We start from the raw sequence: 26,919 nt of genomic DNA, 5'->3' as shown, positions 1-26,919 counted from the left end.
GGTGGGATCAGCGCACCGCGACGTCGAGCAGCCCGGCGGCACGGAGGCCGTCACGGATCTGCGCGAGCTCGTCGTCGGACGCGGGGACGAGCGGGAGGCGCACCGAGCGCTCGGGCAGGACGCCCAGCACCTGGAGCGCGGCCTTCGCGGAGACGGCCTGGAAGCCGGCCCCGTTGAGCGCGTCGATCGCCGGGGCGATCGACAGGAAGATGCGGAGCGCCTCGGCGTGGTCGCCGGCGTCGAACGCGCGGACGGCGGCCGCGAGCGCAGGACCGGCCACGTGGCCGGTGACGCTGACGATGCCCGCGGCGCCGTGCGCCAGCAGGCTGAGCAGGGCGCTGTCGTCGCCCGAGTACCAGGCCAGGCCCGTGCGCTGGATGGCCTTCGCGGCGGCGTACAGGTCGCCGGTCGCGTCCTTCATGGCGACGACGCGGTCGTGCTGCGCGAGCGCGTCGATCGTCGCCGCGCTGAACCGCACGCCGGTGCGGCCCGGGACGTCGTAGAGCATGACGGGCAGGTCCGTGGCGTCGGCGACCTCGGTGACATGGCGTCGCACGCCCTCCTGGGAGGGGCGCGAGTAGTACGGGCTGACGACGAGCAGACCGTGCGCCCCGGCCTCGGCGGCCTGCTCGGCCATCCGGACCGCGTGCGCGGTGTCGTTCGAGCCGGCACCGGCGATGATCCACGCCTGGTCGCCGACGGCCTCGACGACCGCCGTGACCAGCTCCGCCTTCTCGGGCGCGTGGGTGGTGGGCGCCTCCCCCGTGGTGCCGTTGAGCACGAGCCCGTCGTGCCCGCTGGCGACGAGGTGCCGCGCCAGCTGGACGGCGGTGCCGAGGTCGACGGCGCCGTCCGCCGTGAAGGGCGTGACCATCGCGGTGAGCACGGACCCGAACGGGCGGGTGGGCGTGGCGGTACGCGGCATGGGGCCCACGGTACCGCCCTGGCTGCCTCCCCGTTGTAGCCGCTCACGTGCGGAAGGGCTGCACGTCCTGCTCGTCGTCGGGTGGCGTGAGCATCGGCTGGGGGTCCACCGTGAGGAGCCGGACGACGTCCGGACCCGCGACCGTCGCCTCTCCCGACAGGCGCCAGCCGACCAGGTCGCCGTCCGGCAGCTCGGAGCGACGGGCCTGCAGGGTCCAGGGCGCGTCGGTGGACTGGTTGGCCGTGAGCATGTCCGGCTGCCCCTCGACCGACCCCGCGCTCTGCACCATCACGTCCAGCTCGACGACGTCCGGACCCTGCTCGCGCACGGCCTGGATCACGCCGACCACGGCCGTGCGGTTCCTCCGGGCTGAGACCACGCCTCAGTCTCCTACCGACGTGCTCTCGTACAAGTCCTTGAGGTCCTGAGCCTGCTTGGCGATCTCCGAGCCGTCCTTGATCAGCTCGTCGATCAGCACCTTGATCGCGGCCGTGGTGTCGGTCGTCGGCGTCGTCGCCGAGCTGACCCGGGCGTCCACGGTCATCGACGCGCCGGACGCGGAGATCGCCGCGAGGGCCACGCTCGTGTCGGCGTTCGCGAACGAGCGCGTGCTCGGTGTCGTCGAGCCGTCGATCACGGTCACCGCGGAGGTGCCGGGGAACGTGTCGGCCGCGTCGCCGCCGTTGTGGTTGAGCTCCAGGTCCCGGCGCCCGTCGGCCTGCACGAGGCCTACCTTGTAGTGGTTCTCGTCGGTGTTGCCCGGCATGGACTCGTCGATGTGCCACAAGAGCAGCCCGCTCCCGGGCAGCGCCGCGTCGTAGCCGCTCGGCTGCCGGTTCTCGAGCAGGAAGTACTCGGACCCGCCCCCGCCGTCCTTCCAGAGCCGGAAGACGGTGTGCGACGTCTCGACCTCCGGGACGGTGAGCGGTCCGTCCGCCGAGACGACCGTGGTGGTGACCCAGCCCTGGTTGACCTTGCACCACGCGCTCGGGTGGGCGGGCTGCTCGCCCGGCACGGCACCGTTCCACGACCCGCCGGCCATGAGGCACCAGTCGCCGATGCCCGCGGACGAGTAGTCGGTGTCGTAGAGGTCGGGGAAGCCGAAGAGCAGGTGACCCAACTCGTGCGCACTGACGCCGATCTTGGCGTCCTCGGGGATCGTCAGGTAGCCGTAGATCTTGCTCGAGTCGGCGACGTACGGGTTCTCGAGGGTCGACTTGTGCGACCAGATGTCCCCGAGCGCACCCGTCTGCTCGGCACCTTGGCCGGCGTGGACGACGATGAACGCGTCGACGAACCCGTTGCCGTCGTTGTCGTACGGCGAGAAGTCCACGTCCGCGTTCGCGGCCACCGCGGCGTCGTGGGCCAGCTCGGGCGAGCGGAACGGGGTGCCGTTCTTGCCCACGCCCGAGCCGTTCGCGGCGTAGTACGCGAGCGTCTTGGGCATCGTGTAGGGCCCGACGACCACGCCGGCGAGCTGGACCAGGTTGTTCGTGACCTCCTGGTAGTACTCCTTGACGCTGCCGAGCGGCACGGCACCCGTCGAGAAGAACAGCTTCTCCATCTGCTGCTTCGTCGTCGTGATCGCCTTGTCGGTGAACTGGACGAGGACCACCGCGACGCGGACCGTGCCGCGCAGCGGGGCACGGTCGCCGGCGGCGCTGCGGATGGCCGAGAGCGACGTGCCCACGGGGAACTCCTCGGGCGGGACGATCACGCCGTCGTTGAACCCCAGCGGCCGCGGGTCGCGCTCGATGCGCATGAACGGTGCGGCGCCACCGGTGCGCGCCGCCACCGCGTTCGCGCCGTCGAGCGCTCGGGCCCACTGCTCACGCAGCTGGGGGCTCGGCGGGACCGCGCAGCTCAGGTGCTGCTGATCGTGGGTGAAGCCAGACTCCGACATCGCCGTGCCTCCCTGCATCGTGGCCGCGTCCCCTGCGAACGAGGTCCCCGCTCACAGGAGCCTTCCGCGCGGCCGCCAGATACGCCAGGGCCCGGGTTGATCAGCGCCGCAGGTAGGACTCGAACCGGTACCGGGTGCCGCCCGCCGCCGAGGAGAGCCACGACTGGTCCGGCTCGGTGCGCTTCCACTCCAGGGGGTCGAGCGACGGGGCACGCGTGTCCCCGCCGACGTCGAGCGAGACGAGCGTGCGTTCCACCCGGTGGGCGAGCGGGAGGAACAGCGCGTAGACCTCTCCCCCGCCGACCACCCACGCGTCCCGGTTCTCGACGAGCCGCAGGGCCTCCTCGGCCCCGCGCGCGACGATCGCGCCGGCGGCCTCGAACTGCGGGTCGCGGGTGAGCACGACGTTGTCCCGGTCGGGCAGCGGCCGGAACCTGGGCGGGAGCGAGTCCCACGTGCCGCGTCCCATGATCACGGGGTGCCCGCGGGTCAGGTCCCGGAAGTGGGCCATGTCCTCGGGCACGTGCCAGGGCAGCGTCCCGTCGCGGCCGATGATCCCCGTGGGCGTCTGCGCCCAGATCAGGGAGATCGTCACACGGCCACCGGCGCCTTGATGGTCGGGTGGTGCTGGTAGCCGACCACCTCGATGTCCTCGAAGGTGTAGTCGAAGATCGACGCCGCCCGGCGCAGGTTCAGGGTGGGCGCGGGGTACGGGTCACGGCTCAGCTGCTCGCGCACCTGGTCCACGTGGTTGTCGTAGATGTGGCAGTCGCCGCCGGTCCACACGAAGTCGCCCACCTCGAGGTCGGCCTGCTGGGCGACCATGTGCGTGAGCAGCGCGTAGGACGCGATGTTGAACGGGACGCCGAGGAACAGGTCCGCGGAGCGCTGGTAGAGCTGGCACGACAACCGGCCGTCGGCCACGTAGAACTGGAAGAACGCGTGGCACGGGGCCAGCGCCATCGAGGGGATGTCGGCGACGTTCCAGGCCGAGACGATGTGCCGGCGCGAGTCGGGGTCGCGTCGCAGGTTCTCCATCAGCTGCGTGATCTGGTCGATGTGGCCGCCGTCCGGCGTCGGCCAGCTGCGCCACTGCACGCCGTAGACCGGGCCGAGCTCGCCCTCCGGGGACGCCCACTCGTCCCAGATGGTGACCTTGTTCTCGTGCAGCCACTCGACGTTGGACTCGCCGCGCAGGAACCACAGCAGCTCGTACGCGATCGAGCGCAGGTGCACGCGCTTCGTCGTGACCAGCGGGAAGCCCTGCGAGAGATCGAAGCGCAGCTGGTGACCGAACACGCTGCGGGTGCCGGTGCCGGTGCGGTCCGCCTTCGGGGTGCCCGTCTCCAGGACGAGTCGGAGCAGATCCTCGTACGGCGTCTCGATCATGGGGGCCATCGTAGGTCGGGATCGGGCGCGTCGGTGGTGCCGCGCGGCCCGGAGAGCGAGACTGCGGGCATGACGCCGTCGTCCCTGCCCCCCACCGTCGCCGCGCACGTGCCCACCGGGATCCTGATCGACGGGTCCTGGCGGCCCGCCGCCTCCGGGAAGACCTTCGCCGTGTCCGACCCCGGCACCACCGAGACGCTGTTCGACGTCGCCGACGGGGGTTCCGACGACGCGCTGGCCGCCCTGACCGCGGCGTCCGAGGCGTTCCCGGTGTGGCGCGCCACGGCCCCGCGGATCCGCTCCGAGCTGTTGCGCGCGGTCTTCGAGACGATCACGGCACGCACCGAGGACATCGCCGCCCTGGTGACCGCCGAGGGCGGCAAGCCGCTCGCGGAGTCCCGCGCCGAGGTCGCCTACGGCGCCGACTACATCCGCTGGTACGCCGAGCAGGCGGTCCGGTTCGACGGCCTCGCCCGGCGCGCGCCGTCGGGGACCAACCACCAGCTCGTCCTGCGCCGGGCGGTCGGACCGGCGCTGCTGATCACGCCGTGGAACTTCCCGATCGCGATGATCGCCCGCAAGGTGGCGCCCGCGCTGGCGGCCGGCTGCACCGTGGTCATCAAGCCCGCGCAGCTCACGCCGCTGACCACCGCGTACGTCGCGGAGATCATCCGCGAGGAGCTCGAGGGACGCGGCCTGCCGACGGGCGTCATCAACGTCGTGCCGTCGGCGTCCGCGCGCAGCATCTCCGGCCCGCTGCTGTCCGACCCGCGCCTGCGCAAGCTGTCGTTCACGGGCTCCACCGAGGTGGGCTCGGCGCTGCTCAAGGCGTCGGCGGACACGGTCCTGCGCACGTCGATGGAGCTCGGCGGCAACGCGCCGTTCCTGGTGTTCGAGGACGCCGACATCGACGCCGCCGTGACGGGCGCCGTGCAGGCCAAGATGCGCAACGCCGGCCAGACCTGCGTCGCCGCCAACCGGTTCCTCGTGCACGCGTCCGTCGCTGAGGAGTTCACGGCCGGGCTGACCGCGGCGTTCGACAAGCTGGTCGTCGGGCACGGCGCCGAGGAGGGCGTCACCGTGGGCCCGCTCATCGAGGAGGCGGCCGTCGACCGCGTCGAGGAGGTCGTCGCCGAGGCCGTGGACGGCGGTGCCCGCGTCCGGATCGGCGCGGACCGCCCGAACCGTCCCGGGTACTTCTACGCCCCGACCGTCCTCGACCGGGTCTCGCCGGATCTGCGGGTGATCACGGAGGAGACCTTCGGGCCTGTCGCGCCTGTCGTGACGTTCGGCTCCGAGGACGAGGGCGTCGCGATGGCGAACTCCACGCCGTTCGGCCTGGTCGCCTACGCCTACACGCGCGACATCGCACGGGTCCTGCGCCTGGCGGAGTCGGTCGACACCGGGATGCTCGGCGTGAACCGCGGCCTGGTCTCCGACGCGAGCGCGCCCTTCGGCGGCGTGAAGTCGTCGGGCCTCGGCCGCGAGGGCGGCGAGGCCGGGATCGAGGAGTACCTCGACAGCGTCTATGTCGCCATCTGACGCGGAGGGCGTCGAGGAGCCTCGATCCGAGGCTGACGACGGCCGCGCCGCCGTCCGGCAGGCGATCTCGGTCTCGGTCGCCACCGGGCTGTACGGCGTCTCGTTCGGCGCGCTCGCGGTCGCGGCGGGGCTGTCGGTGCCGCAGGCCATGGCGCTCAGCCTCCTGATGTTCTCGGGCGGCTCGCAGTTCGCGTTCATCGGGGTGGTCGGCGCCGGAGGGCTGCCCGGAGCCGCCATCGCGACGGCGGGGCTGCTCGGCGTGCGCAACGGTCTGTACGGCCCGCAGGTCGCTCCCCTGCTCGGCGCGCGCGGCTGGCGTCGCGTCGCGGCGGCACAGCTCACCATCGACGAGTCGACCGCCGTGGCGACCGCGCACAAGGGGCGACGGGCCTCGCGGCTGGGGTTCTGGTGGACCGGGATCGGCGTGTTCGTCCTCTGGAACACCTTCACGCTCCTCGGCGCGCTGCTCGGGGACGCCTTGGGCGACCCCCGCAAGTACGGCCTGGACGCCGCCGCGGCCGCCGCGTTCCTCGGCCTGGTCTGGCCGCGCGTCACCGGTCCCGGTGCGCGGCACGCCCAGCTCGTCGCCGCGGGCGCGGTGTTCGTCGCCCTGGCGGTGACCCCGTTCGTGCCGGCCGGGATCCCCGTCCTGCTGGCGGCGATCGTCGCGATCCTCGCCGGTCTGCTCACCAAGCCCGCACCGGAGAAGTCGCAGGAGGCGATCGCATGAGCCCGACCGTCACGTGGGTCGCCCTCGTCGTCGCGAGCGCCGTCTGCTTCGCCCTCAAGCTCGCCGGGCACCTGGTGCCGGAGCACTGGCTCGCCCAGCCGCGGGTCGCCCGCACGGCCGCGCTGGTCACCGTCGCGCTGCTGTCCGCGCTCGTGGCCGTCCAGACGGCGACCGACGGCCGCAGCCTGGTCATCGACGCCCGGCTGCCCGCGCTCGCCGTCGCCGCGATCGCGCTCGCCCTGCGGGCGCCGTTCATCGTCGTGGTCGTGCTGGCCGCCCTGACCGCCGCCGGCCTGCGCGCGCTCGGCATGGCCTGACGGGCACTTCTGCGGGCCCCGGTCCGTTGTGGGCAAGAGCGCTGCGACAGCGCCGCACCGACCGAACATCCCGACCCGGCGCGGCTGCTGTGAGGAAAGAGTCGCCCCCGCACCGTCCCCGGAGGACACCGTGGCAACGCCCACCACCCGAGTTCCCACCAGCCGTCTCGGCTCCCTGATCTTCTTCTCCCGCTGGCTGCAGGTGCCGCTCTACCTCGGCCTGATCGTCGCGCAGGCGATCTACGTCTGGCAGTTCATGCTCGAGCTCTGGCACATCGCCGAGGGCGTCTTCGGCGGCCACGGGCTGACCGAGGAGGAGATGATGCTCGGCGTCCTCGGCCTCGTCGACGTCGTGATGATCGCCAACCTGCTGATCATGGTGATCGTCGGCGGCTACGAGACGTTCGTGTCGCGCATCCGCCTCGACGACCACCCCGACCAGCCCGAGTGGCTCTCGCACGTCAACGCCAACGTGCTCAAGACGAAGCTCGCCATGTCGATCATCGGCATCTCGTCGATCCACCTGCTGCGCAGCTTCATCGAGGCCCGCTCGATCATCGCGACCGACGGCACCGACGTGCTCCTGTGGCAGACGATCATCCATCTGGCGTTTATCGTCTCCGCAGTGGCGCTCGCGTGGATCGACAAGGTCTCGACGAAGCACCCGGCCAAGACCGTGCTCGTCCCCGAACCCGCAGGAGTCGCCTGATGCCGCTGTTCACCGAGAACGCGGACGTCTCCGTGCGGCCCGCGGTCCGGGGTGACGAGCACGCGATCGCCCGCATCCAGGTCGACGCGTGGCGGGTCTCGCACGCCGACGTCCTGGCCGGCGCGCTGGACCTGCTCGACGAGTCGGCGATCGAGGCGCAGTGGGCCGCAGCCGTCAGCACGCCTCCGGGGGCCGGGTTCCGGGTCCTGGTCGCGTGCGAGGGGGCGACGGTCGTCGGCGTGGTGTCCCTGGCTCCCGTGCCCGCCCCCGAGGGGCGTCCGTTCGACGCGCCCGGCGGCGTGATCCTCACGCTCGAGGTCGAGCCCTCCCAGCAGCGCAGCGGCCACGGGTCCCGGCTGCTCGCGGCCGCGGTGGACACGCTGCGCGAGGACGGCGCCGACCAGGTGCACACATGGGTCCTCGACGGGGACAGCGCGCGGGCCCAGTTCCTCGCGTCGTCCGGCCTGGGTCCCGACGACGTCGCGCGCGAGCTCGCGTCGGGCGAGCTGCCGGACGGCACGCCCCGCGTGGTCACCGAGCACCGCTGGTCGGCGTCGATCTAGAGGTGCCCTCGTGCAGGGCGCCCGCCCCGCACAGCGCTCACGCCTTGTGCAGGGCGCTCGCCTTCCGCAGCGACTCGCGCGCGCGACGCCGGTCCCCCGCGGCGTCGTAGGCGAACGCCAGGTGGTACCAGGAGCGCCAGTCGTCGGGCTCCGCCTCGGCCAGCTCCCGCGCGGGCTCGAACGCGGCCCGGGCGGCGGCGCGGTCGATCCGACCGCCGGCTGAGCGCGGCAGGTCGTCGATCGGCAGCTCGTCAGCGGCGGCGAGCTCGTCGGCCATCCGCTGCACGTCGACCGCGAGCGACCACTCGCGGTACACCAGCCAGATCACCAGGATGGGCAGCACCCACAGCGCGAGGCCGAGGACCACCGCGATCGGCTCGCCGGTGCCGATCAGCGCCGTCGCGCGGGCTGCCACGAGCCAGACGTAGAGCCCGAGCAGGGCGGTCAGGACGACGGCACCGGCGACCGCGCGGGCGCGTGAGCTCACAGGTCAGGCCAGGTCGAGCAGGTGCTCGAGGCCGACCGTCAGACCGGGCCGGCCGACCACCTGCCGGGTGGCGAGCAGCACGCCGGGCATGAAGCTCACACGGTCGAACGAGTCGGTCCGGATGGTCAGCTGCTCCCCCGCGTTGCCCAGCAGGATCTCCTCGTGCGCCACCAGGCCGCGCAGCCGCACCGAGTGCACGGGGATGCCGTCCACGGACGCGCCGCGGGCACCGTCGAGCGACTCGGAGGTCGCGTCGGGCACCGGGCCTCGGCCCGCCGCCGCCCGCGCAGCCGAGATCGCGGTGGCCGTGTGCCTGGCCGTGCCGGACGGTGCGTCGATCTTGTCGGGATGGTGCAGCTCGATGATCTCGACCGACTCGAACCACGGGGCCGCCTTCGCCGCGAACGCCATGGCCAGCACCGCGCCGAGCGCGAAGTTCGGGGCGACGACGACGCCGACGCCCGGCCGGTCGGCGAGGTGGTCGCGCACGCGCGCCAGCGACTCGTCGGTCCAGCCCGTCGTGCCGACGACGACGTGGATGCCCGCGTCGACGAGCGCGTGCACGTTGCCCTCGGTCACCGCCGGGACGGTGAAGTCGATCGCCACCTGCGCGCCGGACGCGCCCGCGAGGTCGTCGCCGGCGTCGAGCGCGGCGACGAGCTCGAGGTCCGGGGCACCTTCGACGGCGCGGACGACGGTCTGTCCCATGCGGCCCGCCGCACCCAGCACGGCCACCCTGATGCGTTCGCTCACGGGGGGAAACCCTATCCGTCGACCAGCGAGGCGACGGCCTCCGCGAGCCGACGCAGCTCGGCCGGTTCGAGCCCGGTGAACCGCTCCACCTCGCGCGGCGGGTACCCGGCGCGCACGTACCACTGCAGCGCCGTCACGACGGCCTCCGGACCGACGGTGCCCGGCCCGACCGCCTCGCGCACGAACGTCGAGAACCGGACCGCCGCGAGGTACTCGGTGGGCGGGACGCCGAGGTGCCCGACCGACCAGCGGTAGAGCTCGGTGACCGTGCACCCGGCGCGACGAGCCAGGTCCGCGGCGCGCACCAGCCCGCCCGCGCCGTCGATCGCCTGGACCACGCCGGCGAACCGGTCGAGCTCGTCCGACCCGTGCCGCGGGAGCGCGCCGACGGACTCGGTCAGGAGCGCGACGGCCGCCGCGTCCGACCCGGCGGCCAGCAGCGTCTCGACGGCCGCCTGGACGCCCGCGCCGAGCAGCGCGTCGACGTCGACCCACCCGTCGCTCAGCGGCGCGCCGATCCGGGCACCGGCCAGCGGGTGCAGCTGGAGCCCGAGCCGGACGGTGCCGGCGGGGTTCTGGCGCACCACGGCGACCGTGGTCAGGCCGCGCACCCCGGACACGTCCGGCTCGTGCGTCCCGCCGAGCGGGTCCACCCGCACGCCGGGGCCGCCGAGCACCACCTGCAGCAGGCCTCGGCCGTCGGGGAGCAGCACCTCGCGGGCCGACGACTCGTCGCGCACCACCCAGGCGTGCTCGACCAGGTCGCCGACGGCGTCCGTCGGGAACCGCTGGTACCGCGCGTGTGCGATGGGCATGGTCCATCATCGCGCGCGGACCGCGCCGGATCACCAGTCGTGCATCGACCCGTCGGACAACCGGTTGATCGGCAGGTACGCCGCCGCGTAGGGGTGGGCGTCGGCCACGGCGTCGTCGTACACGACCCCGAGCCCCGGCCCCTCGCCGGGCACCAGCAGGCCGCCCTCGAACCGCACCTGCGACCGGAACACCTCGTCGGTGGCGGCGCTGTGCGTCATGTACTCCTGGATGCCGAAGTTCGGGATGGCGACACCGAGGTGCAGCGACGCCGCGAGGCCGACCGGCGAGATGTCGGTGGGGCCGTGCACGCCGGACTTGATCTGGTAGACCGCCGCGTAGTCGAGGATCCGGCGCAGCGCGGTGATGCCGCCGGCGTGCGTGACGGGCGAGCGCACGTAGTCGATGAGCTGCTCCTCGAAGAGCTCGCGGTAGTCCCAGATCGTGTTGAACACCTCGCCGATGGCCAGTGGCGTCGTCGTGTGCTCGCGCACGCGCCGCAGCGCCGCCGTGTTCTCGGCCGGTGTCACGTCCTCGAGCCAGAAGAGGTCGAACGGCTCGAGGGACTTCCCGAGCTTGGCCGCCTGGATCGGGGTCAGCCGGTGGTGGGCGTCGTGCAGGAGCGGCAGCTCGGGACCGAACTCGCCCCGTACCGCCTCGAAGACGCCCGGGACGTGGCGCAGGTAGGCACGCGTGTCCCAGACCTCCTCGGTCGGTGCGGCGGACCGGCGGGCGGGTTCGTGGTCGTAGCGTCCGGCGCCGTCGGCCGCACTCGACGCGACGCCGTAGACCGTCCCGAGGCCGGGGATGCCCGACTGGATGCGGATGGCCCGGAAGCCCTGCTCGAGGTGGTCGCGCACCGAGTCGAACAGCTCGGGCAGGTCGGCGCCGCTCGCGTGCCCGTAGGTCAAGGCCCCGGTCCTGCTGCGGCCGCCGAGCAGCTGGTACAGCGGCATCCCCGCGGCCCGCGCCTTGATGTCCCACAGGGCGGTGTCCACGGCGGCGATCGAGGCCATGGTCACGGGCCCGCGACGCCAGTAGGCGCCCTTGTAGAGGAACTGCCACATGTCCTCGATGCGGTGCGCGTCCTTGCCGATCAGCAGCGGCACGACGTGCTCGGCGAGATAGGCGACGACCGCGAGCTCGCGCCCGTTGAGCGTCGCGTCGCCCAGGCCGACGTGGCCGTCGTCGGTGGTCAGGCGCAGGGTGACGAAGTTGCGGCCCGGGCTCGAGACGAGCACCTCGGCGGACGTGATGAGCACAGGTCAGAGCCTTTCGAGTTCGGTCATGCGGGTGGCGAGCGGGTCGAGGAGGTCGGCGGCGAGGTCCGGGGCGATCGCCGCGAGCACCGCCGCGGCACGGGCCCCCGGGTCGAGCATGCCGCGCAACGCATCGGTGAGCGCCTCGGACGGGCGGTCGGTCGGACCGAACCGCACGAGGTACGAGGCCCAGGCGGCGAGCACGCCGAGCTGCGCCGGCCCGGCACCCAGGCCCGCGGCGAGGCGGCGGCGCACGGGCTCGACCACCCGGACGGGCAGCTTGAACGATCCGTCCGTCCCGATCTGCTCGAGGCCGTGGCGGATCCGGGGGTTGGCGAACCGGTCGCGCAGCGCCGCGAGCGCGCCGTCGATCTCGGCCGCGTCGAGCGGCAGCAGCGGTCGGGCCTCGCGCCAGAGCCGTTCGAGCTCCTCCGACAGCGGTCCGCACGCCTGGCCGACGGTCTCGAACCCGAGCAGGCGGCCGCGGTAGGCGAGCAGGGAGTGCCCGGCGTTGAGCAGCCAGAGCTTGCGCCGCTCGTAGGGCTCGATGTCGTCGACGAACCGCGCGCCGAGCCGTTCCCAGGCCGGTCGCCCGGCCGGGAAGTCCCCGCTCAGCACCCACTCGCTGAACGGTTCGGTGACCACCGGCACGGCGTCGGCGAAGCCGGTCAGCTCGCGGGCCGCCGCACGGTCGGCGTCCGTCGTGGCCGGCGTGATCCGGTCCACCATCGTCGACACGAACGACACGTTCCGACCGATCCAGTCGTCGAGGTCGGCGTCCACCAGCCGGGCCAGGCCGCGGACGACCGCCCCGACGACCGCTCCGTTGGCGGGCAGGTTGTCGCAGCTCACGACCGCGACCGGCCCGCAGCCCGCGGCTCGTCGCGACCGCAGCCCGTCGACCAGGCGCCCCGGCGCCGTGCGCGCCGCACCGCCCGCGCGCAGCGCGACGACGTCGGACCGCACGGCCTCGTCCGTCCCGTCGAGGTCGCCGGACGCCGTCGCGTGGTACCCGGCCTCCGTCACCGTGAGCGTCAGCACGGCGACCGCAGGATCGGCGACGGCGGCACGCCACGCGCGGACGTCGCCGCCGTCGTGCGCCTCGACGATGCTCTGCACCAGGGTCGCGGAGTCGCCGTCCGCCCCACGCTCGACCAGGACGTAGAGCCCGTCCTGCGCCGCGAGGGCGACGGCGGCCGCCGGCGAGCGGCCGGTGAACGCCGCGATCCCCCACGCGTCGTCGGCACCGTCGGTGTACCAGGCCTGGTGCGCACGGTGGAACGCCCCCAGCCCGAGGTGGACGACGCGTACCGGCGGTCGACGGGTGCGCTCAGGCACGACGCTCCGCCACGCGCGCATGCACGGCCCGGTAGGCCTCGATGTCGGCCTGCCCGCTGCGCCGCGGCGCCCATCCCTCGACCCAGGTGGTCGCGCCGCCGAACCCGTCCGTGCCGGTGACCGTCCGGGCGACGTTCTTCACGTGCACGTGGGCGCGGTACGGACCGAGCATCTGACGCGCCTTCATCCGACTCTCCTTCGAGTGCGATGCGGGGGGCTGCGACCCTCCGATCTGTCGGGTCGGTCGCCCCGGTTGCCGTGACTCTAGGGACGTGGCGATTCGGGCTGCAACCGTTTGCCAATGTTTGCCAACAATTCGCGCGATGTGCTTTGCTCGGCCCCATGAACCCCCGCGCCGACGACGGCGCCGCACGCCCGGCGACGCTCGCCGACATCGCGGCCGCCACGGGCGTGGCCACCTCGACGGTCTCGCGCGCGCTGACCAACCCCGGGCGCGTGAACGCGGCCACCCGCGACCGCATCCAGCAGGTGGCGGCCGAGATGCGCTACGTGCCGAGCGCGCCGGCCCGCGCCCTGACGTCGGGCAAGACCAAGACCGTCGCCGTCCTGGTCTCGGACGTGACCAACCCGTTCTACTTCGACATCATCCGGGGCACGCAGCAGCAGCTGAAGGCCGCCGGCTACACCCAGCTGCTGGTGGACACCGAGGAGAGCGACGAGCTCGAGGACGGCATGCTGCACCGGCTGCGGCGGTCGTACGACGGCGCGATCCTCGCGGCGTCGCGACTTTCCGAGCGCCGGCTCGTCGCCCTGGCCGTCGAGATCCCGCTCGTGGCGATCAACCGCCAGACACCCGGCGTGCCGACCGTCTTCATCGACACCCCCAACGGGATCGAGCAGGCCCTCGAGCACCTCGTGTCGCTCGGCCACACCCGGATCGCCTACGCGTCGGGTCCCGAGACGTCCTGGCCCAACGAGGGCCGCTGGCGGGCGCTGCAGCGGGCGGCCGAGCGCCACGGGCTCACCCCCGGGCGCATCGGCCCGTTCGCGCCGCGCAGGTCGGCGGGCGCCGCGGCCGCGGATGCCGCGGTGAACGCGGGGATCACGGCCTGCATCGCGTTCAACGACCTGCTCGCCATCGGCATGCTCGAGCGCCTGCGCCAGCGCGGGGTCTCGGTGCCCGGCGACATCTCGATCGTGGGCTGCGACGACATCTTCGGTGCCGACTTCTGCAACCCGCCGCTCACCACCCTGACGGCCCCGATCGAGCAGGCGGGCCGCACGGCCGTGTCGATCCTCCTCGCCCGGCTCGACGACCCCGCGGCACCGGTCCCCCGGCGTGGGGCGACCCTGCCGACCCACCTGACCATCCGCTCCTCGACCGGCCCGAGGGCCGCGAACGACAGGCACCCATGACCCTGCTCCAACCTCACCCCGACCGTCTGCTCCCGTCGGAGCCCGGCCAGCGGGAGATCGCCCGCCGGCTGTACGCCGAGGTCGCCGGCGCACGGATCTACTCCCCGCACGGCCACGTCGACGCCCGCCTGCTCCTCGACGACGAGCCGTTCGACGACCCGGCCGCCCTGCTCATCACCCCGGACCACTACGTCCTGCGCCTCCTGCACGCCGCGGGAGTGCCGCTCGACGACCTGGGCCTGAGCCGGGACGGCGCGCCGCCGACCACCGGCGGCCGGGACGTCTGGCGTCGCCTCGCCGAGCACTGGGACCTGTTCCTGGGCACCCCCGTGCGGTTCTGGTTCGAGTCCGAGCTGCACGACGTCTTCGGGCTCACCGAGCACCCGAGCGCCGCGAACGCCGACGCGCAGTACGACCAGCTCGCCGACGCGCTCGCCCGGGACGAGTTCCGCCCGCGCGCGCTGTTCGAGCGGTTCGGCATCGAGGTCCTGGCCACCACCGACGACCCGGCCGACGACCTGTCCGCGCACCACGCGCTGCGCGCCGACCCGACCTTCACGGGACGCGTGCTCCCGACGTTCCGGGCCGACCGCTACATGGACCCCTCGCAGCCGTCCTGGACCGGGGCACTCGCCAGGCTCGCCGAGGCAGCCGACGTCGACACGACCACCTACACGGGTCTGCTGGCGGCCCTGCGCGCGCGCCGGGAGGCGTTCCTCGCGGCGGGCGGGACGGCCACGGACACGGGCGTGCCGGACGCGGGCAGCACGCCGCTGCCCGACCCCGAGGCCGAGCGCATCCACGCCGCCGGCCTGCGCGGCGACGTCTCACCGGACGACGCGGTCGCCTACCGCCGCAACCTGCTGTTCCGGCTCGCCGAGATGTCGGCGCACGACGGCCTCGTCATGCAGCTGCACCCCGCCGTCATCCGCAACCACCACGCCCCGACGCTCGCGGCGTTCGGGCCGGACACCGGTCACGACCTGCCCGACACGGGGGCGTTCACGCGGCCCCTCACGCCGATCCTCGACGCGTTCGGCACCGACCCGGCGTTCCGGCTGGTGCTCTTCACGGTCGACGAGACGACGTTCAGCCGGGAGATCGCACCGCTCGCCGGGTTCTACCCGAGCGTCTACGCGGGCGCGCCGTGGTGGTTCCTCGACTCGCCCGCCGCCATCTGGCGCTACCGCCAGGCGGTGACGGACAGCGCCGGGTTCACCAAGACGTCGGGGTTCATCGACGACACCCGGGCGTTCTGCTCGATCCCCGCGCGGCACGACATGTCGCGCAGGCTCGACGCCGCCTACCTGGCCTCGCTCGTCGCGACCCACCAGATCTCCGAGGACGACGCGCTGGGCGTGGCCCGCAGGCTCGTCGACGAGATCCCGCGGGCCACGTTCCGGCTCGGCTGAGCGGTCAGTCCCCGAAGGGTCCGACGCGGACCACGGAGCGCGGGCGCGACGCGAGGTCGGCGGCGAGCTCCTGCACGTCCTGGACGGTGACCTCGCGGATCATCTCCAGCGACTCGTCGATGCTCAGCAGCGACCCGTGCACCAGCTCGGACTTGCCCAGGCGGCTCATGCGCGACCCGGAGTCCTCCATGCCGAGCACGAGACCGCCCGACAGCTGGCCCATGGACCGCTCGAGCTCGGCCTGCGTGATGGGCGCGTCCGCCATCCGCTCCCACTCCTCGACCATGAGCGCGACGACCTCGTCGACCCGGCCGGGCGTGCAGCCCGCGTAGAGGCCGAAGATGCCGGTGTCGGCGTGCCCGGAGGCGAACGAGTACGTGGAGTAGGCCAGCCCGCGACGCTCGCGGATCTCCTGGAACAGGCGCGACGACATGCCGCCGCCGAGCACCGCGTTGAGCACCGAGAGCGTGAAGCGCCGCGGGTCGGTGGCCGTCAGGGACGTCCCGCCGATGATGACGTTCGCCTGCTCGGTCTGGCGACGGATCGTGCGTTCGACGCCCTCCGCGGGGATGCCCTCCTGGCCGGCGACGAGGCCGGCGCTCGAGAGCCGCCGCCCGCGGGGCTCGGCGCCCTCGTCGAGCGACCAGCCTCCCGTGTGCAGCGCCTCGGTGACCTGCTTGCAGAGCAGGTCGTGGTCGACGCCGCCCGCGGCCGTGACCACGAGCGTCGAGGACTGGTAGTGCTGGCGGTAGTGCTCCCACACCGCGTCGCGCGGGACCGCGCGGATGGTGTCGGGGGTGCCGCCGATGGGCCGGCCGAGCGCGTGCTGGCCGAGCACCAGGGCGGCGAACTGCTCGTGCACGACGTCGCTCGGGTCGTCGTCGTTCATCGCGAGCTCTTCGAGGATCACGCCGCGCTCGGTCTCGAGCTCGTCGGTGTCCAGGCGCGCGGAGGTGACCATGTCCGCGATGACGTCGACCGCCATCGGCAGGTCGGTGTCGAGCACCCGCGCGTAGTAGCACGTGTGCTCCTTGCCGGTGGCGGCGTTGGCCTCGCCACCGACGGCGTCGAACGCCTCGGCGATGTCCATCGCCGAGCGTCGAGCGGTGCCCTTGAACAGCAGGTGCTCGAGGAAGTGCGTCGAGCCGTGGTGGCCGTCGGACTCGTCACGCGAGCCGACGCCCACCCAGGCACCCACGGTCGCCGAGCGCAGGCCCGGCATGTGCTCCGTGAGCACGCGGACCCCGCCGGGCAGGACGGAACGACGCACGATGGCGTCGCCGTCCTGCCCGACGGTCAGCTCGCTGCCCGGCCGACCCGGACGGACGAGCGGGAGGTCCAGCGGCACGTCAGGCGTCGACCGACTCGGCAGCACCCTCCGCAGGTGCCTCGTCCTCGACGACCGCGTGCAGGGAGAGCTTGCCGCGCGGGTCGATCTCGCCGATCTCGACCTGGACCTTCTGCCCGATGGACAGGACGTCCTCGACGTTCTCGACGCGCTTGCCACCCACGAGGCGGCGGATCTGCGAGATGTGCAGCAGACCGTCCTTGCCCGGCGAGAGCGAGACGAACGCACCGAACGTCGTGGTCTTGACGACCGTGCCGACGAAGCGCTCACCGATCTCTGGCATGTGCGGGTTGGCGATCGCGTTGATCGCCGCACGCGCGGCCTCCGCCGACGGACCGTCGGTGGCGCCGATGTAGACCGTGCCATCGTCCTCGATCGAGATGTCGGCCCCGGTCTCCTCCTGGATCTGGTTGATCATCTTGCCCTTCGGCCCGATGACCTCGCCGATCTTGTCGACGGGGACCTTCACCGTGATGACGCGGGGAGCGAACGGGCTCATCTCGTCGGGCACGTCGATCGCCTCGGCGATGACGTCGAGGATCGCCAGGCGAGCCTCCTTGGCCTGGGTCAGCGCACCGGCGAGCACCGAGGCGGGGATGCCCTCGAGCTTGGTGTCGAGCTGGATGGCCGTGACGAACTCGCGGGTGCCGGCGACCTTGAAGTCCATGTCACCGAAGGCGTCCTCGGCGCCGAGGATGTCGGTGAGGGCCGCGTAGCGCGTCTCACCGTTCACCGTGTCGGACACCAGACCCATCGCGATGCCCGCGACCGGCGCGCGCAGCGGCACACCGGCGTTGAGCAGCGACAGGGTGGACGCGCAGACCGAGCCCATCGAGGTCGAGCCGTTGGAGCTCAGCGCCTCGGAGACCTGGCGGATCGCGTAGGGGAACTCCTCGCGGCTCGGGAGCACCGGCATGAGCGCGCGCTCGGCGAGCGCCCCGTGGCCGATCTCGCGACGCTTCGGCGAACCGACGCGACCCGTCTCGCCCGTGGAGTAGGGCGGGAAGTTGTAGTTGTGCATGTAGCGCTTGCGCGTCTCCGGGGAGAGCGTGTCGAGCTGCTGCTCCATGCGCAGCATGTTCAGCGTGGTGACACCCAGGATCTGGGTCTCGCCGCGCTCGAAGATCGCCGAGCCGTGCACGCGGGGCAGGACCTCGACCTCGGCCGAGAGCGTGCGGATGTCCCGCAGGCCACGACCGTCGATGCGGAAGCCGTCCGTGAGGATGCGCTGGCGGATGAGCTTCTTCTGGACCGAGCGGTACGCGGCCGACAGCTCCTTCTCGCGGCCCTCGAACTGCTCGGCCAGACCGGCGACGACCTCGCCCTTGATCTCGTCGAGACGGTTCTCGCGCGTCTGCTTGTCCGCGATGCTCAGGGCCTCGCTCAGCGACGCGGTCGAGAAGGACTCGACGGCGGCGTAGGCGTCGTCCTGGTAGTCGGGGAACGTCGGGAAGACCTGGGTCTCCTTGGCGGCCTTGGCGGCGAGCTCCTGCTGGGCCTGGACGAGCACCTTGATGAACGGCTTGGCCGCCTCGATGCCCTGGGACACGACCTCTTCCGTGGGGGCGGTGCCACCCTCGAACTTGATGATGTTCCAGGACTTCTCGGGAGCCTCGGCCTCGATCATCGCGATCGCGACGTCGTCACCGACGACGCGGCCGGCGACGACCATGTCGAACGTGGCGCGCTCGCGCTCGGAGTAGCGCGGGAACGCGACCCACTGGCCCTCGACGAGGGCGACGCGCACGCCGGCGACGGGGCCGGAGAACGGCAGGCCCGACAGCTGCGTCGAGATGGACGCGGCGTTGATGGCGAGGGTGTCGTACGAGTCGTCCGGGTGGATCGACAGCACGGTGATGACGACCTGGACCTCGTTGCGCAGGCCCTTGACGAACAGGGGGCGCAGCGGGCGGTCGATGAGCCGGCACGCGAGGATGGCCTCGGTGGACGGGCGGCCCTCGCGACGGAAGAACGAGCCGGGGATCTTGCCGGCCGCGTACGACCGCTCCTCGACGTCGATCGTCAGCGGGAAGAAGTCGAACTGGTCCTTCGGGTGCTTGCCGGCCGTGGTGGCGGCGAGCAGCGTGGTCTCACCGTCGAGGTAGGCGACGGCGGAACCGGCGGCCTGCTTGGCGATGCGGCCGGTCTCGAAGCGGACGGTGCGGGTGCCGAAGCGACCGTTGTCGATCACGGCTTCGGCGAACTGGATCTCGGGACCCTCCACGGGTGCCCTCCTCTTTCGTGAAGGCGCCGGCCGTCCGCGAGCGATCTTCGATCGAGACCACCGGACTCTCCTTCGAGCTTCCGGAAGCCACTACCGAGGACCGAACCGAGCGGACCGACGCGGTGTGGTGGTGCAGTTTCTAGCTACAGCGTCGTACACCTGCGCGTAACGCCACACCAGCCCGGACCCTGTGCCGGGTCCGGGCTGGTGGAAGGCGTTATCGGCGCAGGCCGAGCCGCTCGATGATGCTGCGGTAGCGGTTGATGTCGACCTTCTGGAGGTAACCGAGAAGGCGGCGACGCTGACCGACGAGCAGCAGCAGACCGCGGCGGCTGTGGTGGTCGTGCTTGTGGGTCTTGAGGTGCTCCGTGAGGTCCTTGATGCGCTGCGTCAGCATCGCGATCTGAACCTCGGGGGAACCGGTGTCACCCTTGTGGGTGGCGTACTCGGCCATGATGGACTGCTTGACGGCACTTTCGAGCGGCACTCGATCTCCTGGTTGACTCGTTGCGCGGTGCGCCGGGGCATGTCCACCCGGGCTCTCTCTGTCCGCGGCCGTTCAGACGGCGCACCAAGACTATCAGGCTGCGGGCGTCGGCCTTGCATCGGTGGCTGTGCTCGTCTGAGTGCCCGTCACCAGGATCGCGCGCGTCCGGTCGACGTCCGCGTGCATCTGGACGACCAGGTCGTCGATCGAGTCGAACCGCAACGTCGGGCGCAGCAGCTCCACCAGCTCGAGCACGACCACCTGCCCGTAGAGGTCGAGGTCGGTGCGGTCGAGCACGTAGGCCTCGACGCGTCGCTCGAGACCGTCGAACGTCGGGTTGGTGCCGATCGAGACCGCGGCCGGGAGCACCCGGTCGGGATCGGCCTCGTCCGCCGACGCCCGCCGCAGCCAGCCGGCGTACACGCCGTCGGCGGGCACGAGGCCCTCGGCGTCCGGCCCGAGGTTCGCCGTCGGGAAGCCCAGCTCGCGACCGCGCGCGTCGCCGTGCACGACCGTGCCGCGGATGCGGTGCGGGCGGCCCAGCACGCGGGCGGCCTGGACGACGTCCCCGACCTCGAGGAGCTCGCGCACCCAGGTCGACGACCAACGGCGCCGCAACGGGTCGGCGACGCGGTCCTCCGCGCTGCCCGGGTCGGCCGACTCGGCCGGCGTGACGTCCTCGATCACCTCGACGTCGAACCCGTAGGTCCGGCCGAGCTCGACCATCGTCGACAGGTCTCCCGAGTTGTTCCAGCCGAACCGCACGTCCCGGCCGACGACGACCGTGCGCGCGTGCAGCCCGTCCACCAGGTAGCGCCGGACGAACTCGTCGGGCGTCTGCCGCGCGAACTCGAGCGTGTAGGTGAGCATGAGGACGGCGTCCAGGCCGGTGCGCTCGAGCAGCTCGAGCCGGTCGTCGTCGCCCGTGATGACCGGCGGGGCGGTGTCCGGGCGGTGCACCTGCTGCGGGTGCGGGGTGAAAGTCACCGCCACGGCCTGCGCACCCACGGCACGCGCGTCGGCGCACATGCGCGTGAGGACGCCGACGTGCCCGCGGTGGACGCCGTCGAAGTTGCCGATGGTGACGACCGAGGGACCGAATCCGTCAGGGACGTCCGAGAGGGCGCTCCAACGCTGCACACAAGCTCCTGTCGAGGGACCCAGGGGGGCCGGTCCGGACGGACTGCGGTCACAACCGTCCGGGTCCAGCCTGCCACCTGGAGCGCCGAGCGCCGAAACGCCGGTCAGGCGGGCGCGAACACCAGCACCGGTCGCACCGCACCGCCGCGGGTCTCGACGAGGGCGACCAGCCGCCCGTCGGGTGCGATCGCCGCCGTCGTCTCCGTGTCCTGCTCGCCTGGGGCCGACAGCCGCTGCCCGTAGGAGAGCGCGACCGACTCCTCGGGCGTCAGCTCGCGGGCGGGGAACGTCGCGCGGGCCGAGTCGGCGAGCGAGACGACGTCGATCGGCACGTCGGGCGCGACCTCGGCGAGCTCGTCGAGCGTGCGGGCCACGGCCAGCCCGTACCCACCGACGCGCGTGCGCCGCAGCGCGGTCAGGTGTCCCCCGACGCCGAGCCCGGCGCCCAGGTCGCGGGCCAGGGCACGGACGTAGGTTCCCGACGAGACGACGACGGTGACGTCGACGTCGAGCGCCTCGTGGACCACGCGCACGTCGTGGACGTCGAACCGGGAGACCGTGGCGGGACGGGCCGCGAGCTCGACGTCCTCCCCCGCGCGCACCCGGGCGTACGCCCGCTGGCCGTCCACCTTGATCGCGGAGACCGCGCTCGGCACCTGCTGGATCTGCCCGGTCAGCGCGGCGATCCCCCGGTCCAGCTCCTCGCGGGTCACGCCCGAGGCGTCGGCGCTGGTCAGCGGCTCTCCCTCGGCGTCGTCGGTGGTCGTGCTCACGCCGAGCCGGATGGTCGCGGTGTACTCCTTGTCGGCGCCGACGATGTACGTCAGCAGCCTCGTCGCGCGGCCGATCCCGATCACGAGCACTCCGGTCGCCATGGGGTCGAGCGTCCCGGCGTGGCCGACCTTGCGGGTGCCGGCGAGCCAGCGCAGCTTCGCGACGACGTCGTGGCTGGTCCAGCCGGCGGGCTTGTCCACGACGACGACGCCGTCGGCGGCGGTCGGCCTGCGCGGCGCCCGCTCCGTCGTCTCCTTGCGCGTCACGCGGTGCGGCGCTGCTCGTCGATGGCCGTCCGGACGCACTCGACGAGCGCGTCCATGCCGGCGTCCTCCCCTGGGTGCGCCGGGGCGTCGACCGCGAGCAGGACGTTGATGAGCATGCCGGACGCGACGAAGACGCGGGCCTCGTCGTCGGAGGCGCCCGAGCGGTCGCGGAACAACCGGAACGCCTCGCCGAGCGTATGCCGGGCGATCTTGCCCACCTCGTCGTCGTGGCCGGCCAGGAAGCCGTGCATCGTCAGCCGGAGCAGGTCGCGGTCGTCCAGGAGCCGGACGTACGCCGCCGCCATCCGCTCGCCGGCGTCGGGTCCCGCCTCGACCGAGCCCAGCGCGGCCTCGATCTCGAGGCAAGCCTGCCGGTACGCCGCCAGGAACAGCTCGCGCTTGGACCCGAAGAGCCGCACGACATAGGGCTGCGACACGCCGGCCGCGCGGGCGACCTCGTCGGTGGTCGCTGCGTAGCCCTTGTCGGCGAACACGCGTCGCGCCGCCGCGAGGATCTGGTCGCGGCGTGCGGCGCCGGTCATCCGCGACGAGGACGTCGGGACATGTTGGTCGATCTGCTCGGACATGTTGACATGTTATCAGTCGATGCCTAGCGTTGCGCTTGGTAGTAATCAATCAATGCCAACAAGCCTAGGAGCCCTCGTGACCCTCACGACACCCGCTGCGTCTCGGGCGGACACCCCGGTCCAGCCGCGTCCCGTGCTCCGCCGCCGCGGCACCGCGATCGCGCTCGTCGCCGCGTCCGTCCCCATGTTCATGGCGACGCTCGACAACCTCGTCATGACCACCGCGCTCCCCGTCCTGCGGACCGAGCTGAACGCCTCGCTCGAGCAGCTGCAGTGGATGGTCAACGCGTACACGCTCAGCTTCGCGACGCTCATGATCGCCGCCGCGACGCTCGGCGACCGGCTCGGCAGGCGTCGGGTGTTCATCGCCGGCATCGCCGTCTTCGGCGGTGCGTCCATCCTGTCCGCGCTCGCCACGAGCCCCGAGATGCTCATCGGCGCGCGGGCCCTCCAGGGTGCCGGCGCGGCCGCGATCATGCCGCTGTCCCTCGCGCTGCTCGCCGGTGCCGTGCCGGCCGGCAGGCGGGCCATGGCGATCGGCGTCTGGGGCGGGGTGTCCGGTCTCGGTGTCGCACTGGGCCCGGTCATCGGCGGGGCGGTCGTCGACGGCATCTCGTGGGAGGCGATCTTCTGGATCAACGTCCCGGTGGCCCTGCTCGCCATCCCGCTCGTCCTGTGGGCGCTGCCCGAGTCGCACGGGCGACGTCAGCCGCTCGACCTGATCGGCCTCGCGCTCGCCGGGACCGCCGTCCTGTCGATCGTCTGGTCGATCATCCGCGGGAACGACGACGGCTGGACCTCCACCCGGGTCCTCGGTGGCCTCGTGCTCGGCGTCCTGCTCCTGGTCGCGTTCGTCGCGCGCGAGTCGCGGACCGACCACCCGCTCGTCCCCCTGCGGCTGTTCCGCGAGCGGTCGTTCTCGGTGGCCAACATCAGCGCCCTGGCGTTCTCGTTCGGCGTCTTCGGGCTCGTCTTCCTGCTCGCGCAGTACCTGCAGATCGGCATGGGGTTCACTCCCCTGCAGGCCGGCATCCGGACGCTGCCCTGGACCGCGGCGCCGATGATCTTCGCTCCCATCGCCGGGATGCTCGCACCGCGCATCGGCGTCCGGCCGCTCCTGTTCACCGGGCTGCTGCTGCAGGCGGCCGGCCTGGCGTGGCAGGGGCTCCTGGTCACCAGCGACACCCTCACGTACGCCGACCTGGTCCCCGGCCTCGCGCTCGCCGGCATCGGGATGGGCCTGACGTTCGCCCCGAGCGCGACGGCCGTGCTCGCGGACATGCAGCCCGACGACCACGGCACGGCGAGCTCGGTGAACGCCACGCTGCGGGAGATCGGCGGCGCGCTCGGCGTCGCGTCGCTCGTGGCCGTGTTCACCGCCTCGGACGGCACGCTCACCCCGGGCGGGTACGCGGCGGGCCTGCAGCCCGCGGCCTACGTCGCGGCCGTCGTCGTGGCGGTCGGCGCCCTCGTGGTCCTGCTCTGGATGCCGAAGAGCACGGGCAAGGAGGTCTGACCGCACGACGAGGCCCCCGGGGACGTCCCCGGGGGCCTCGTCGTGCGTGCGTCAGTCCTCGTCGTCCTCGTCGGACTTCTTGTACGGGTCCGCGTCGCCGGCGAACGTCGCCTCGGCGGCCAGGGCCGCCACCTCGCGGTCGCGACGAGCCGCCTCGATGAGCGCGGCGTCGAGCTGCGCGGACGTGTCCGGCAGCGCGTCGAGGTGGAAGTCCAGCGACGGGGTCAGCCGGATGCCGGTCTGCTTGCCGACCTCCGAGCGGATGATCCCCTTGGCGCTCTCGAGCGCCCTGGCGGTGTCGGCCCGCTCGCCGTCGTCGCCGAGGACCGTGTAGAAGACGTCGGCGTGCTGCAGGTCACCGGTGACGCGCACGTCCGTGATGGTGACGAAGCCGAGCCGGGGGTCCTTGATCCGGGTGTCGAGCATCTGCGCGACGACCTGCTGGATGCGCTCGCTGAGCTTGCGGGCGCGGGCGGTGTCCGCCATCGGATCGCTCCTTCTGCTGGTGGGAGACCGCGGGGCGGGCGAAGAGAACTCGCCCGCCCCGCGGCCCGGTGATCACTGAGGTCAGGCGCGAGGCTTCTCGCGCATCTCCCAGGTCTCGATGGTGTCGCCGATCTCGACGTCGTTGAACGACCCCAGGCCGATACCGCACTCGAAGCCCTCGCGGACCTCGGTGGCGTCGTCCTTGAACCGCTTGAGCGACTCGATCGTCAGGTTGTCCCCGATGATCTTGCCGCCACGCGTGACGCGCGCCTTCGTGTTCCGTCGGATGAGGCCCGACCGGACGATCGAGCCGGCGATGTTGCCGAACTTCGACGACCGGAAGACCTCGCGCACCTCGGCGGAACCGAGCTGCACCTCCTCGTACTCCGGCTTGAGCATGCCCTTGAGGGCCGCCTCGACGTCGTCGATCGCCTGGTAGATGACCGAGTAGAAGCGCACGTCGACGCCCTCGCGGTCAGCCAGCTCCTCGACGCGCTCCGCGTACTTGACGTTGAAGCCGATGATGATGGCCGAGTCGACCGTCGCCAGGTTGACGTCGTTCTGCGTGATCGCACCGACACCGCGGTGGATGACGCGCAGCTCGACCTCTTCGCCCACGTCGATCTTGAGCAGAGCGTCCTCGAGCGCCTCGACGGCACCCGACACGTCGCCCTTGAGGACCAGGTTGAGGGTCTCGACCTTGCCCTGGGCGAGCGCCTGCGTGAAGTCCTCGAGGCTGACGCGCTTGCGACGCTTGGCCAGGAGGGCGGCACGCTCGGCCGCCTCGCGCTTCTCGCCGATCTGACGCGCGGTGCGGTCGTCCGGAGCCACGATGAACGTGTCACCGGCGCGAGGCACCGAGGTCAGGCCGAGCACCTGGACCGGACGCGACGGCCCGGCCACGAGGACCGGCTCGCCGTGCTCGTCGAACATCGCACGGACGCGGCCGTAGGCCGTCCCGGCGACGATCGCGTCGCCGACCTCGAGCGTGCCCGACTGGACGAGGACCGTCGCGACGGCACCGCGTCCCTTGTCGAGGTTCGCCTCGATGGCCACACCACGTGCGTCCTTGTCGGCGTTCGCCCGCAGGTCGAGCGCGGCGTCCGCCGTGAGGAGGACCGCCTCGAGCAGCGTGTCGATGCCCTGGTTCTGCTTCGCGGAGACGTCGACGAACATCGTGTCGCCGCCGTACTCCTCGGCCACCAGGTTGTACTCGGTGAGCTGCTGGCGGATCTTGTCGGGGTTGGCCCCCTCCTTGTCCACCTTGTTGACCGCGACCACGATCGGCACACCGGCCGCCTGGGCGTGGTTGAGCGCCTCGATGGTCTGGGGCATCACGCCGTCGTCGGCCGCGACCACGAGGATCGCGATGTCGGTGACCTGCGCACCACGGGCACGCATGGCGGTGAACGCCTCGTGGCCCGGGGTGTCGATGAAGGTGACCGCACGGTCGACGCCCTCGTGCACGGTGTGCACCTGGTAGGCACCGATGTGCTGCGTGATCCCGCCGGCCTCGCCCGCGACGACGTCCGTCTGACGGATCGCGTCGAGGAGCTTGGTCTTTCCGTGGTCGACGTGGCCCATGACGGTGACGACCGGCGGCCGTGCCGTCAGGTCCTCGTCGCCCTCGGCCTCGAGCTCGGCGTCCAGGTCGATGTCGAAGGCCCCGAGCAGCTCGCGGTCCTCCTCCTCGGCCGACACCATCTCGATGATGTAGCCGAGCTCGACCGCGAGGGTGCCGAACGTGTCCTCGTCGAGCGACTGCGTCGCCGTGGCCATCTCACCGAGGTGGAACAGCACGGTGACCAGTGCGGCGGGGTTGGCGTCGATCTTGTCCGCGAAGTCGTTCAGCGACGAGCCGTGGCGCAGCCGGACGACGGTCTTGCCGTTGCCGCGGGGAACCTGCACGCCACCCAGCGAGGGGGCCTGCATCTGCTCGAACTCTTGACGCTTCGCCCGCTTCGACTTGCGGCCACGGACGGGACGACCGCCCGCACGACCGAAGGCGCCCTGCGTGCTGCCGCGACCGGCACCACCGGGACGACCGCCGCCGCCACCGGGGCGACCGGCGAAACCGCCGCCGCCACCGGGTGCACCGCCGGGAGCGCCACCGGGCGCACCGCCGGGACGACCGGCGTAGCCGCCACGGGCACCGCCCGCGCCGCCACCGGCACGACCGCCGCCGGGACCGGCCGGGCGCTCGCCCGGACGACCGACGCCGCTGGCCGTGCGGCCCGGCATCATGCCCGGGTTGGGACGCGGACCGCCGGGACGGGGGCCACCGGGACGCGGACCGCCGGGACGCTCGCCGGCCGACGCCACGGGGGCACCGTCGGTGGGCGCGGGGCGGCGGTCACGGTCGCCCGGACGCGGCATGCCCTGCGAGGGCGCGAACGGGTTGTTGCCCGGACGCGGGCCGCCGGAGCGGTTGGCGCCGGGACGCTCACCCTGGCGGGGCATGCCCTGCGAGGGTGCGAACGGGTTGTTGCCGGGACGTGCGGCGGGCGCGGGGGCCTGACGCGGTCCGGGACGGACGGGTGCACCGGTCGACGCAGCGGCCGCGGGGGCGGGTGC

Annotated in this window: 27 protein-coding genes; 8 read left to right on the top strand and 19 right to left on the bottom strand. The window is 72.6% G+C overall.

All coding sequences use genetic code 11. From position 1 onward, the window contains the following. Window positions 1-7 precede the first annotated feature (7 nt). From dapA to AC1DUE_RS17670, 5 genes are all read right to left on the bottom strand, one after another. On the bottom strand, window positions 8-925 hold the full coding sequence (gene dapA, locus AC1DUE_RS17690; protein WP_477040729.1) for a 4-hydroxy-tetrahydrodipicolinate synthase: 918 nt from the start codon (window positions 923-925) through the stop codon (window positions 8-10). A 43-nt stretch (window positions 926-968) separates the two neighbouring features. Then, complete coding sequence (locus AC1DUE_RS17685) at window positions 969-1,304, bottom strand: hypothetical protein (RefSeq protein WP_477040728.1); 336 nt, start codon at window positions 1,302-1,304, stop codon at window positions 969-971. Between the two features lie 3 nt (window positions 1,305-1,307). Continuing rightward, complete coding sequence (locus AC1DUE_RS17680; protein ID WP_477040727.1) at window positions 1,308-2,828, bottom strand: M6 family metalloprotease domain-containing protein; 1,521 nt, start codon at window positions 2,826-2,828, stop codon at window positions 1,308-1,310. Window positions 2,829-2,928: 100 nt separating this feature from the next. Next, entirely contained in the window at window positions 2,929-3,423 is a 495-nt protein-coding gene (locus AC1DUE_RS17675; protein WP_477040726.1) for a dihydrofolate reductase, read from the bottom strand. Next, complete coding sequence (locus AC1DUE_RS17670; protein WP_477040725.1) at window positions 3,420-4,226, bottom strand: thymidylate synthase; 807 nt, start codon at window positions 4,224-4,226, stop codon at window positions 3,420-3,422. Before AC1DUE_RS17670 ends, AC1DUE_RS17675 begins: the two co-directional genes overlap by 4 nt. Before the next feature lie 60 nt (window positions 4,227-4,286). Here AC1DUE_RS17670 and AC1DUE_RS17665 point away from each other — a divergent pair, with 60 nt between their 5' ends. The 5 genes from AC1DUE_RS17665 (at window position 4,287) to AC1DUE_RS17645 (ending at window position 8,078) form a co-directional block, all read left to right on the top strand. Continuing rightward, entirely contained in the window at window positions 4,287-5,759 is a 1,473-nt protein-coding gene (locus AC1DUE_RS17665) for an NAD-dependent succinate-semialdehyde dehydrogenase (RefSeq protein WP_477040724.1), read from the top strand. Beyond that, on the top strand, window positions 5,746-6,489 hold the full coding sequence (locus AC1DUE_RS17660) for an AzlC family ABC transporter permease (RefSeq protein WP_477040723.1): 744 nt from the start codon (window positions 5,746-5,748) through the stop codon (window positions 6,487-6,489). The genes AC1DUE_RS17665 and AC1DUE_RS17660 overlap by 14 nt, the downstream gene beginning before the upstream one ends. Beyond that, window positions 6,486-6,806 (top strand): AzlD domain-containing protein, encoded by a 321-nt coding sequence (locus tag AC1DUE_RS17655; protein WP_477040722.1) that lies wholly within the window; start codon window positions 6,486-6,488, stop codon window positions 6,804-6,806. The genes AC1DUE_RS17660 and AC1DUE_RS17655 overlap by 4 nt, the downstream gene beginning before the upstream one ends. A 130-nt stretch (window positions 6,807-6,936) precedes the next feature. Then, complete coding sequence (locus tag AC1DUE_RS17650) at window positions 6,937-7,515, top strand: TIGR00645 family protein (RefSeq protein ID WP_477040721.1); 579 nt, start codon at window positions 6,937-6,939, stop codon at window positions 7,513-7,515. Further along, a complete protein-coding gene (locus tag AC1DUE_RS17645) occupies window positions 7,515-8,078 on the top strand; it encodes an N-acetyltransferase family protein (RefSeq protein WP_477040720.1) in 564 nt (187 codons plus the stop codon). The genes AC1DUE_RS17650 and AC1DUE_RS17645 overlap by 1 nt, the downstream gene beginning before the upstream one ends. Window positions 8,079-8,115: 37 nt before the next feature. Here AC1DUE_RS17645 and AC1DUE_RS17640 read toward each other — a convergent pair whose 3' ends face one another. The 6 genes from AC1DUE_RS17640 to AC1DUE_RS17615 are packed head-to-tail and all read right to left on the bottom strand — an operon-like array spanning window position 8,116 to window position 12,915. Then, the gene (locus AC1DUE_RS17640; RefSeq protein WP_477040719.1) at window positions 8,116-8,565 is read right to left on the bottom strand and encodes a hypothetical protein; all 450 of its coding nucleotides are present in this window, start codon (window positions 8,563-8,565) and stop codon (window positions 8,116-8,118) included. 3 nt (window positions 8,566-8,568) lie between these two features. Next, window positions 8,569-9,318: a 4-hydroxy-tetrahydrodipicolinate reductase gene (gene dapB / locus AC1DUE_RS17635; protein WP_477040718.1), complete on the bottom strand. Its 750-nt coding sequence runs from the start codon at window positions 9,316-9,318 to the stop codon at window positions 8,569-8,571. A gap of 11 nt (window positions 9,319-9,329) precedes the next feature. Continuing rightward, the gene (locus AC1DUE_RS17630; protein ID WP_477040717.1) at window positions 9,330-10,133 is read right to left on the bottom strand and encodes a hypothetical protein; all 804 of its coding nucleotides are present in this window, start codon (window positions 10,131-10,133) and stop codon (window positions 9,330-9,332) included. Between the two features lie 30 nt (window positions 10,134-10,163). Further along, complete coding sequence (gene manD / locus AC1DUE_RS17625) at window positions 10,164-11,393, bottom strand: D-mannonate dehydratase ManD (RefSeq protein WP_477040716.1); 1,230 nt, start codon at window positions 11,391-11,393, stop codon at window positions 10,164-10,166. A gap of 3 nt (window positions 11,394-11,396) precedes the next feature. After that, complete coding sequence (locus AC1DUE_RS17620) at window positions 11,397-12,728, bottom strand: mannitol dehydrogenase family protein (protein WP_477040715.1); 1,332 nt, start codon at window positions 12,726-12,728, stop codon at window positions 11,397-11,399. Further along, entirely contained in the window at window positions 12,721-12,915 is a 195-nt protein-coding gene (locus AC1DUE_RS17615) for a hypothetical protein (protein WP_477040714.1), read from the bottom strand. The genes AC1DUE_RS17620 and AC1DUE_RS17615 overlap by 8 nt, the downstream gene beginning before the upstream one ends. A 155-nt stretch (window positions 12,916-13,070) precedes the next feature. Between AC1DUE_RS17615 and AC1DUE_RS17610 the strand changes: the two genes are divergently transcribed. Together AC1DUE_RS17610 and uxaC are read left to right on the top strand one after the other, a co-directional pair. Beyond that, window positions 13,071-14,105, top strand: a complete 1,035-nt coding sequence (locus tag AC1DUE_RS17610; protein WP_477040713.1) for a LacI family DNA-binding transcriptional regulator — start codon at window positions 13,071-13,073, stop codon at window positions 14,103-14,105. Further along, window positions 14,102-15,517: a glucuronate isomerase gene (gene uxaC, locus AC1DUE_RS17605; RefSeq protein WP_477040712.1), complete on the top strand. Its 1,416-nt coding sequence runs from the start codon at window positions 14,102-14,104 to the stop codon at window positions 15,515-15,517. Before AC1DUE_RS17610 ends, uxaC begins: the two co-directional genes overlap by 4 nt. A gap of 4 nt (window positions 15,518-15,521) precedes the next feature. On the opposite strand, the gene AC1DUE_RS17600 is transcribed toward uxaC, so the two are convergent. The 6 genes from AC1DUE_RS17600 to AC1DUE_RS17575 all read right to left on the bottom strand — a co-directional run bounded on the left by AC1DUE_RS17600 (window position 15,522) and on the right by AC1DUE_RS17575 (window position 22,343). After that, the gene (locus tag AC1DUE_RS17600) at window positions 15,522-16,865 is read right to left on the bottom strand and encodes a M16 family metallopeptidase (protein ID WP_477040711.1); all 1,344 of its coding nucleotides are present in this window, start codon (window positions 16,863-16,865) and stop codon (window positions 15,522-15,524) included. Window position 16,866: 1 nt separating this feature from the next. Beyond that, complete coding sequence (locus AC1DUE_RS17595) at window positions 16,867-19,089, bottom strand: polyribonucleotide nucleotidyltransferase (RefSeq protein WP_477040710.1); 2,223 nt, start codon at window positions 19,087-19,089, stop codon at window positions 16,867-16,869. Between the two features lie 217 nt (window positions 19,090-19,306). Further along, window positions 19,307-19,576 (bottom strand): 30S ribosomal protein S15, encoded by a 270-nt coding sequence (gene rpsO, locus AC1DUE_RS17590; RefSeq protein ID WP_477040709.1) that lies wholly within the window; start codon window positions 19,574-19,576, stop codon window positions 19,307-19,309. A gap of 93 nt (window positions 19,577-19,669) precedes the next feature. Beyond that, window positions 19,670-20,716 (bottom strand): bifunctional riboflavin kinase/FAD synthetase, encoded by a 1,047-nt coding sequence (locus tag AC1DUE_RS17585; RefSeq protein ID WP_477040708.1) that lies wholly within the window; start codon window positions 20,714-20,716, stop codon window positions 19,670-19,672. A gap of 104 nt (window positions 20,717-20,820) precedes the next feature. Next, the gene (gene truB / locus AC1DUE_RS17580) at window positions 20,821-21,756 is read right to left on the bottom strand and encodes a tRNA pseudouridine(55) synthase TruB (protein ID WP_477040707.1); all 936 of its coding nucleotides are present in this window, start codon (window positions 21,754-21,756) and stop codon (window positions 20,821-20,823) included. Further along, on the bottom strand, window positions 21,753-22,343 hold the full coding sequence (locus AC1DUE_RS17575; protein WP_477040706.1) for a TetR/AcrR family transcriptional regulator: 591 nt from the start codon (window positions 22,341-22,343) through the stop codon (window positions 21,753-21,755). The genes truB and AC1DUE_RS17575 overlap by 4 nt, the downstream gene beginning before the upstream one ends. A 76-nt stretch (window positions 22,344-22,419) precedes the next feature. Here AC1DUE_RS17575 and AC1DUE_RS17570 point away from each other — a divergent pair, with 76 nt between their 5' ends. Next, the gene (locus AC1DUE_RS17570) at window positions 22,420-23,859 is read left to right on the top strand and encodes an MFS transporter (RefSeq protein WP_477040705.1); all 1,440 of its coding nucleotides are present in this window, start codon (window positions 22,420-22,422) and stop codon (window positions 23,857-23,859) included. Window positions 23,860-23,910: 51 nt separating this feature from the next. Here the strand turns inward: AC1DUE_RS17570 and rbfA are convergent, their stop codons facing one another. Further along, complete coding sequence (gene rbfA, locus AC1DUE_RS17565) at window positions 23,911-24,345, bottom strand: 30S ribosome-binding factor RbfA (protein WP_477040704.1); 435 nt, start codon at window positions 24,343-24,345, stop codon at window positions 23,911-23,913. Window positions 24,346-24,426: 81 nt separating this feature from the next. After that, window positions 24,427-26,919: translation initiation factor IF-2 (gene infB / locus AC1DUE_RS17560; RefSeq protein WP_477040703.1), on the bottom strand; the 2,493-nt coding region annotated here is incomplete at its 5' end.

The sequence above is a fragment of the Cellulomonas sp. P4_A2 genome, assembly GCF_056402515.1.
This window is presented reverse-complemented; position numbering and strand designations above follow the sequence as displayed.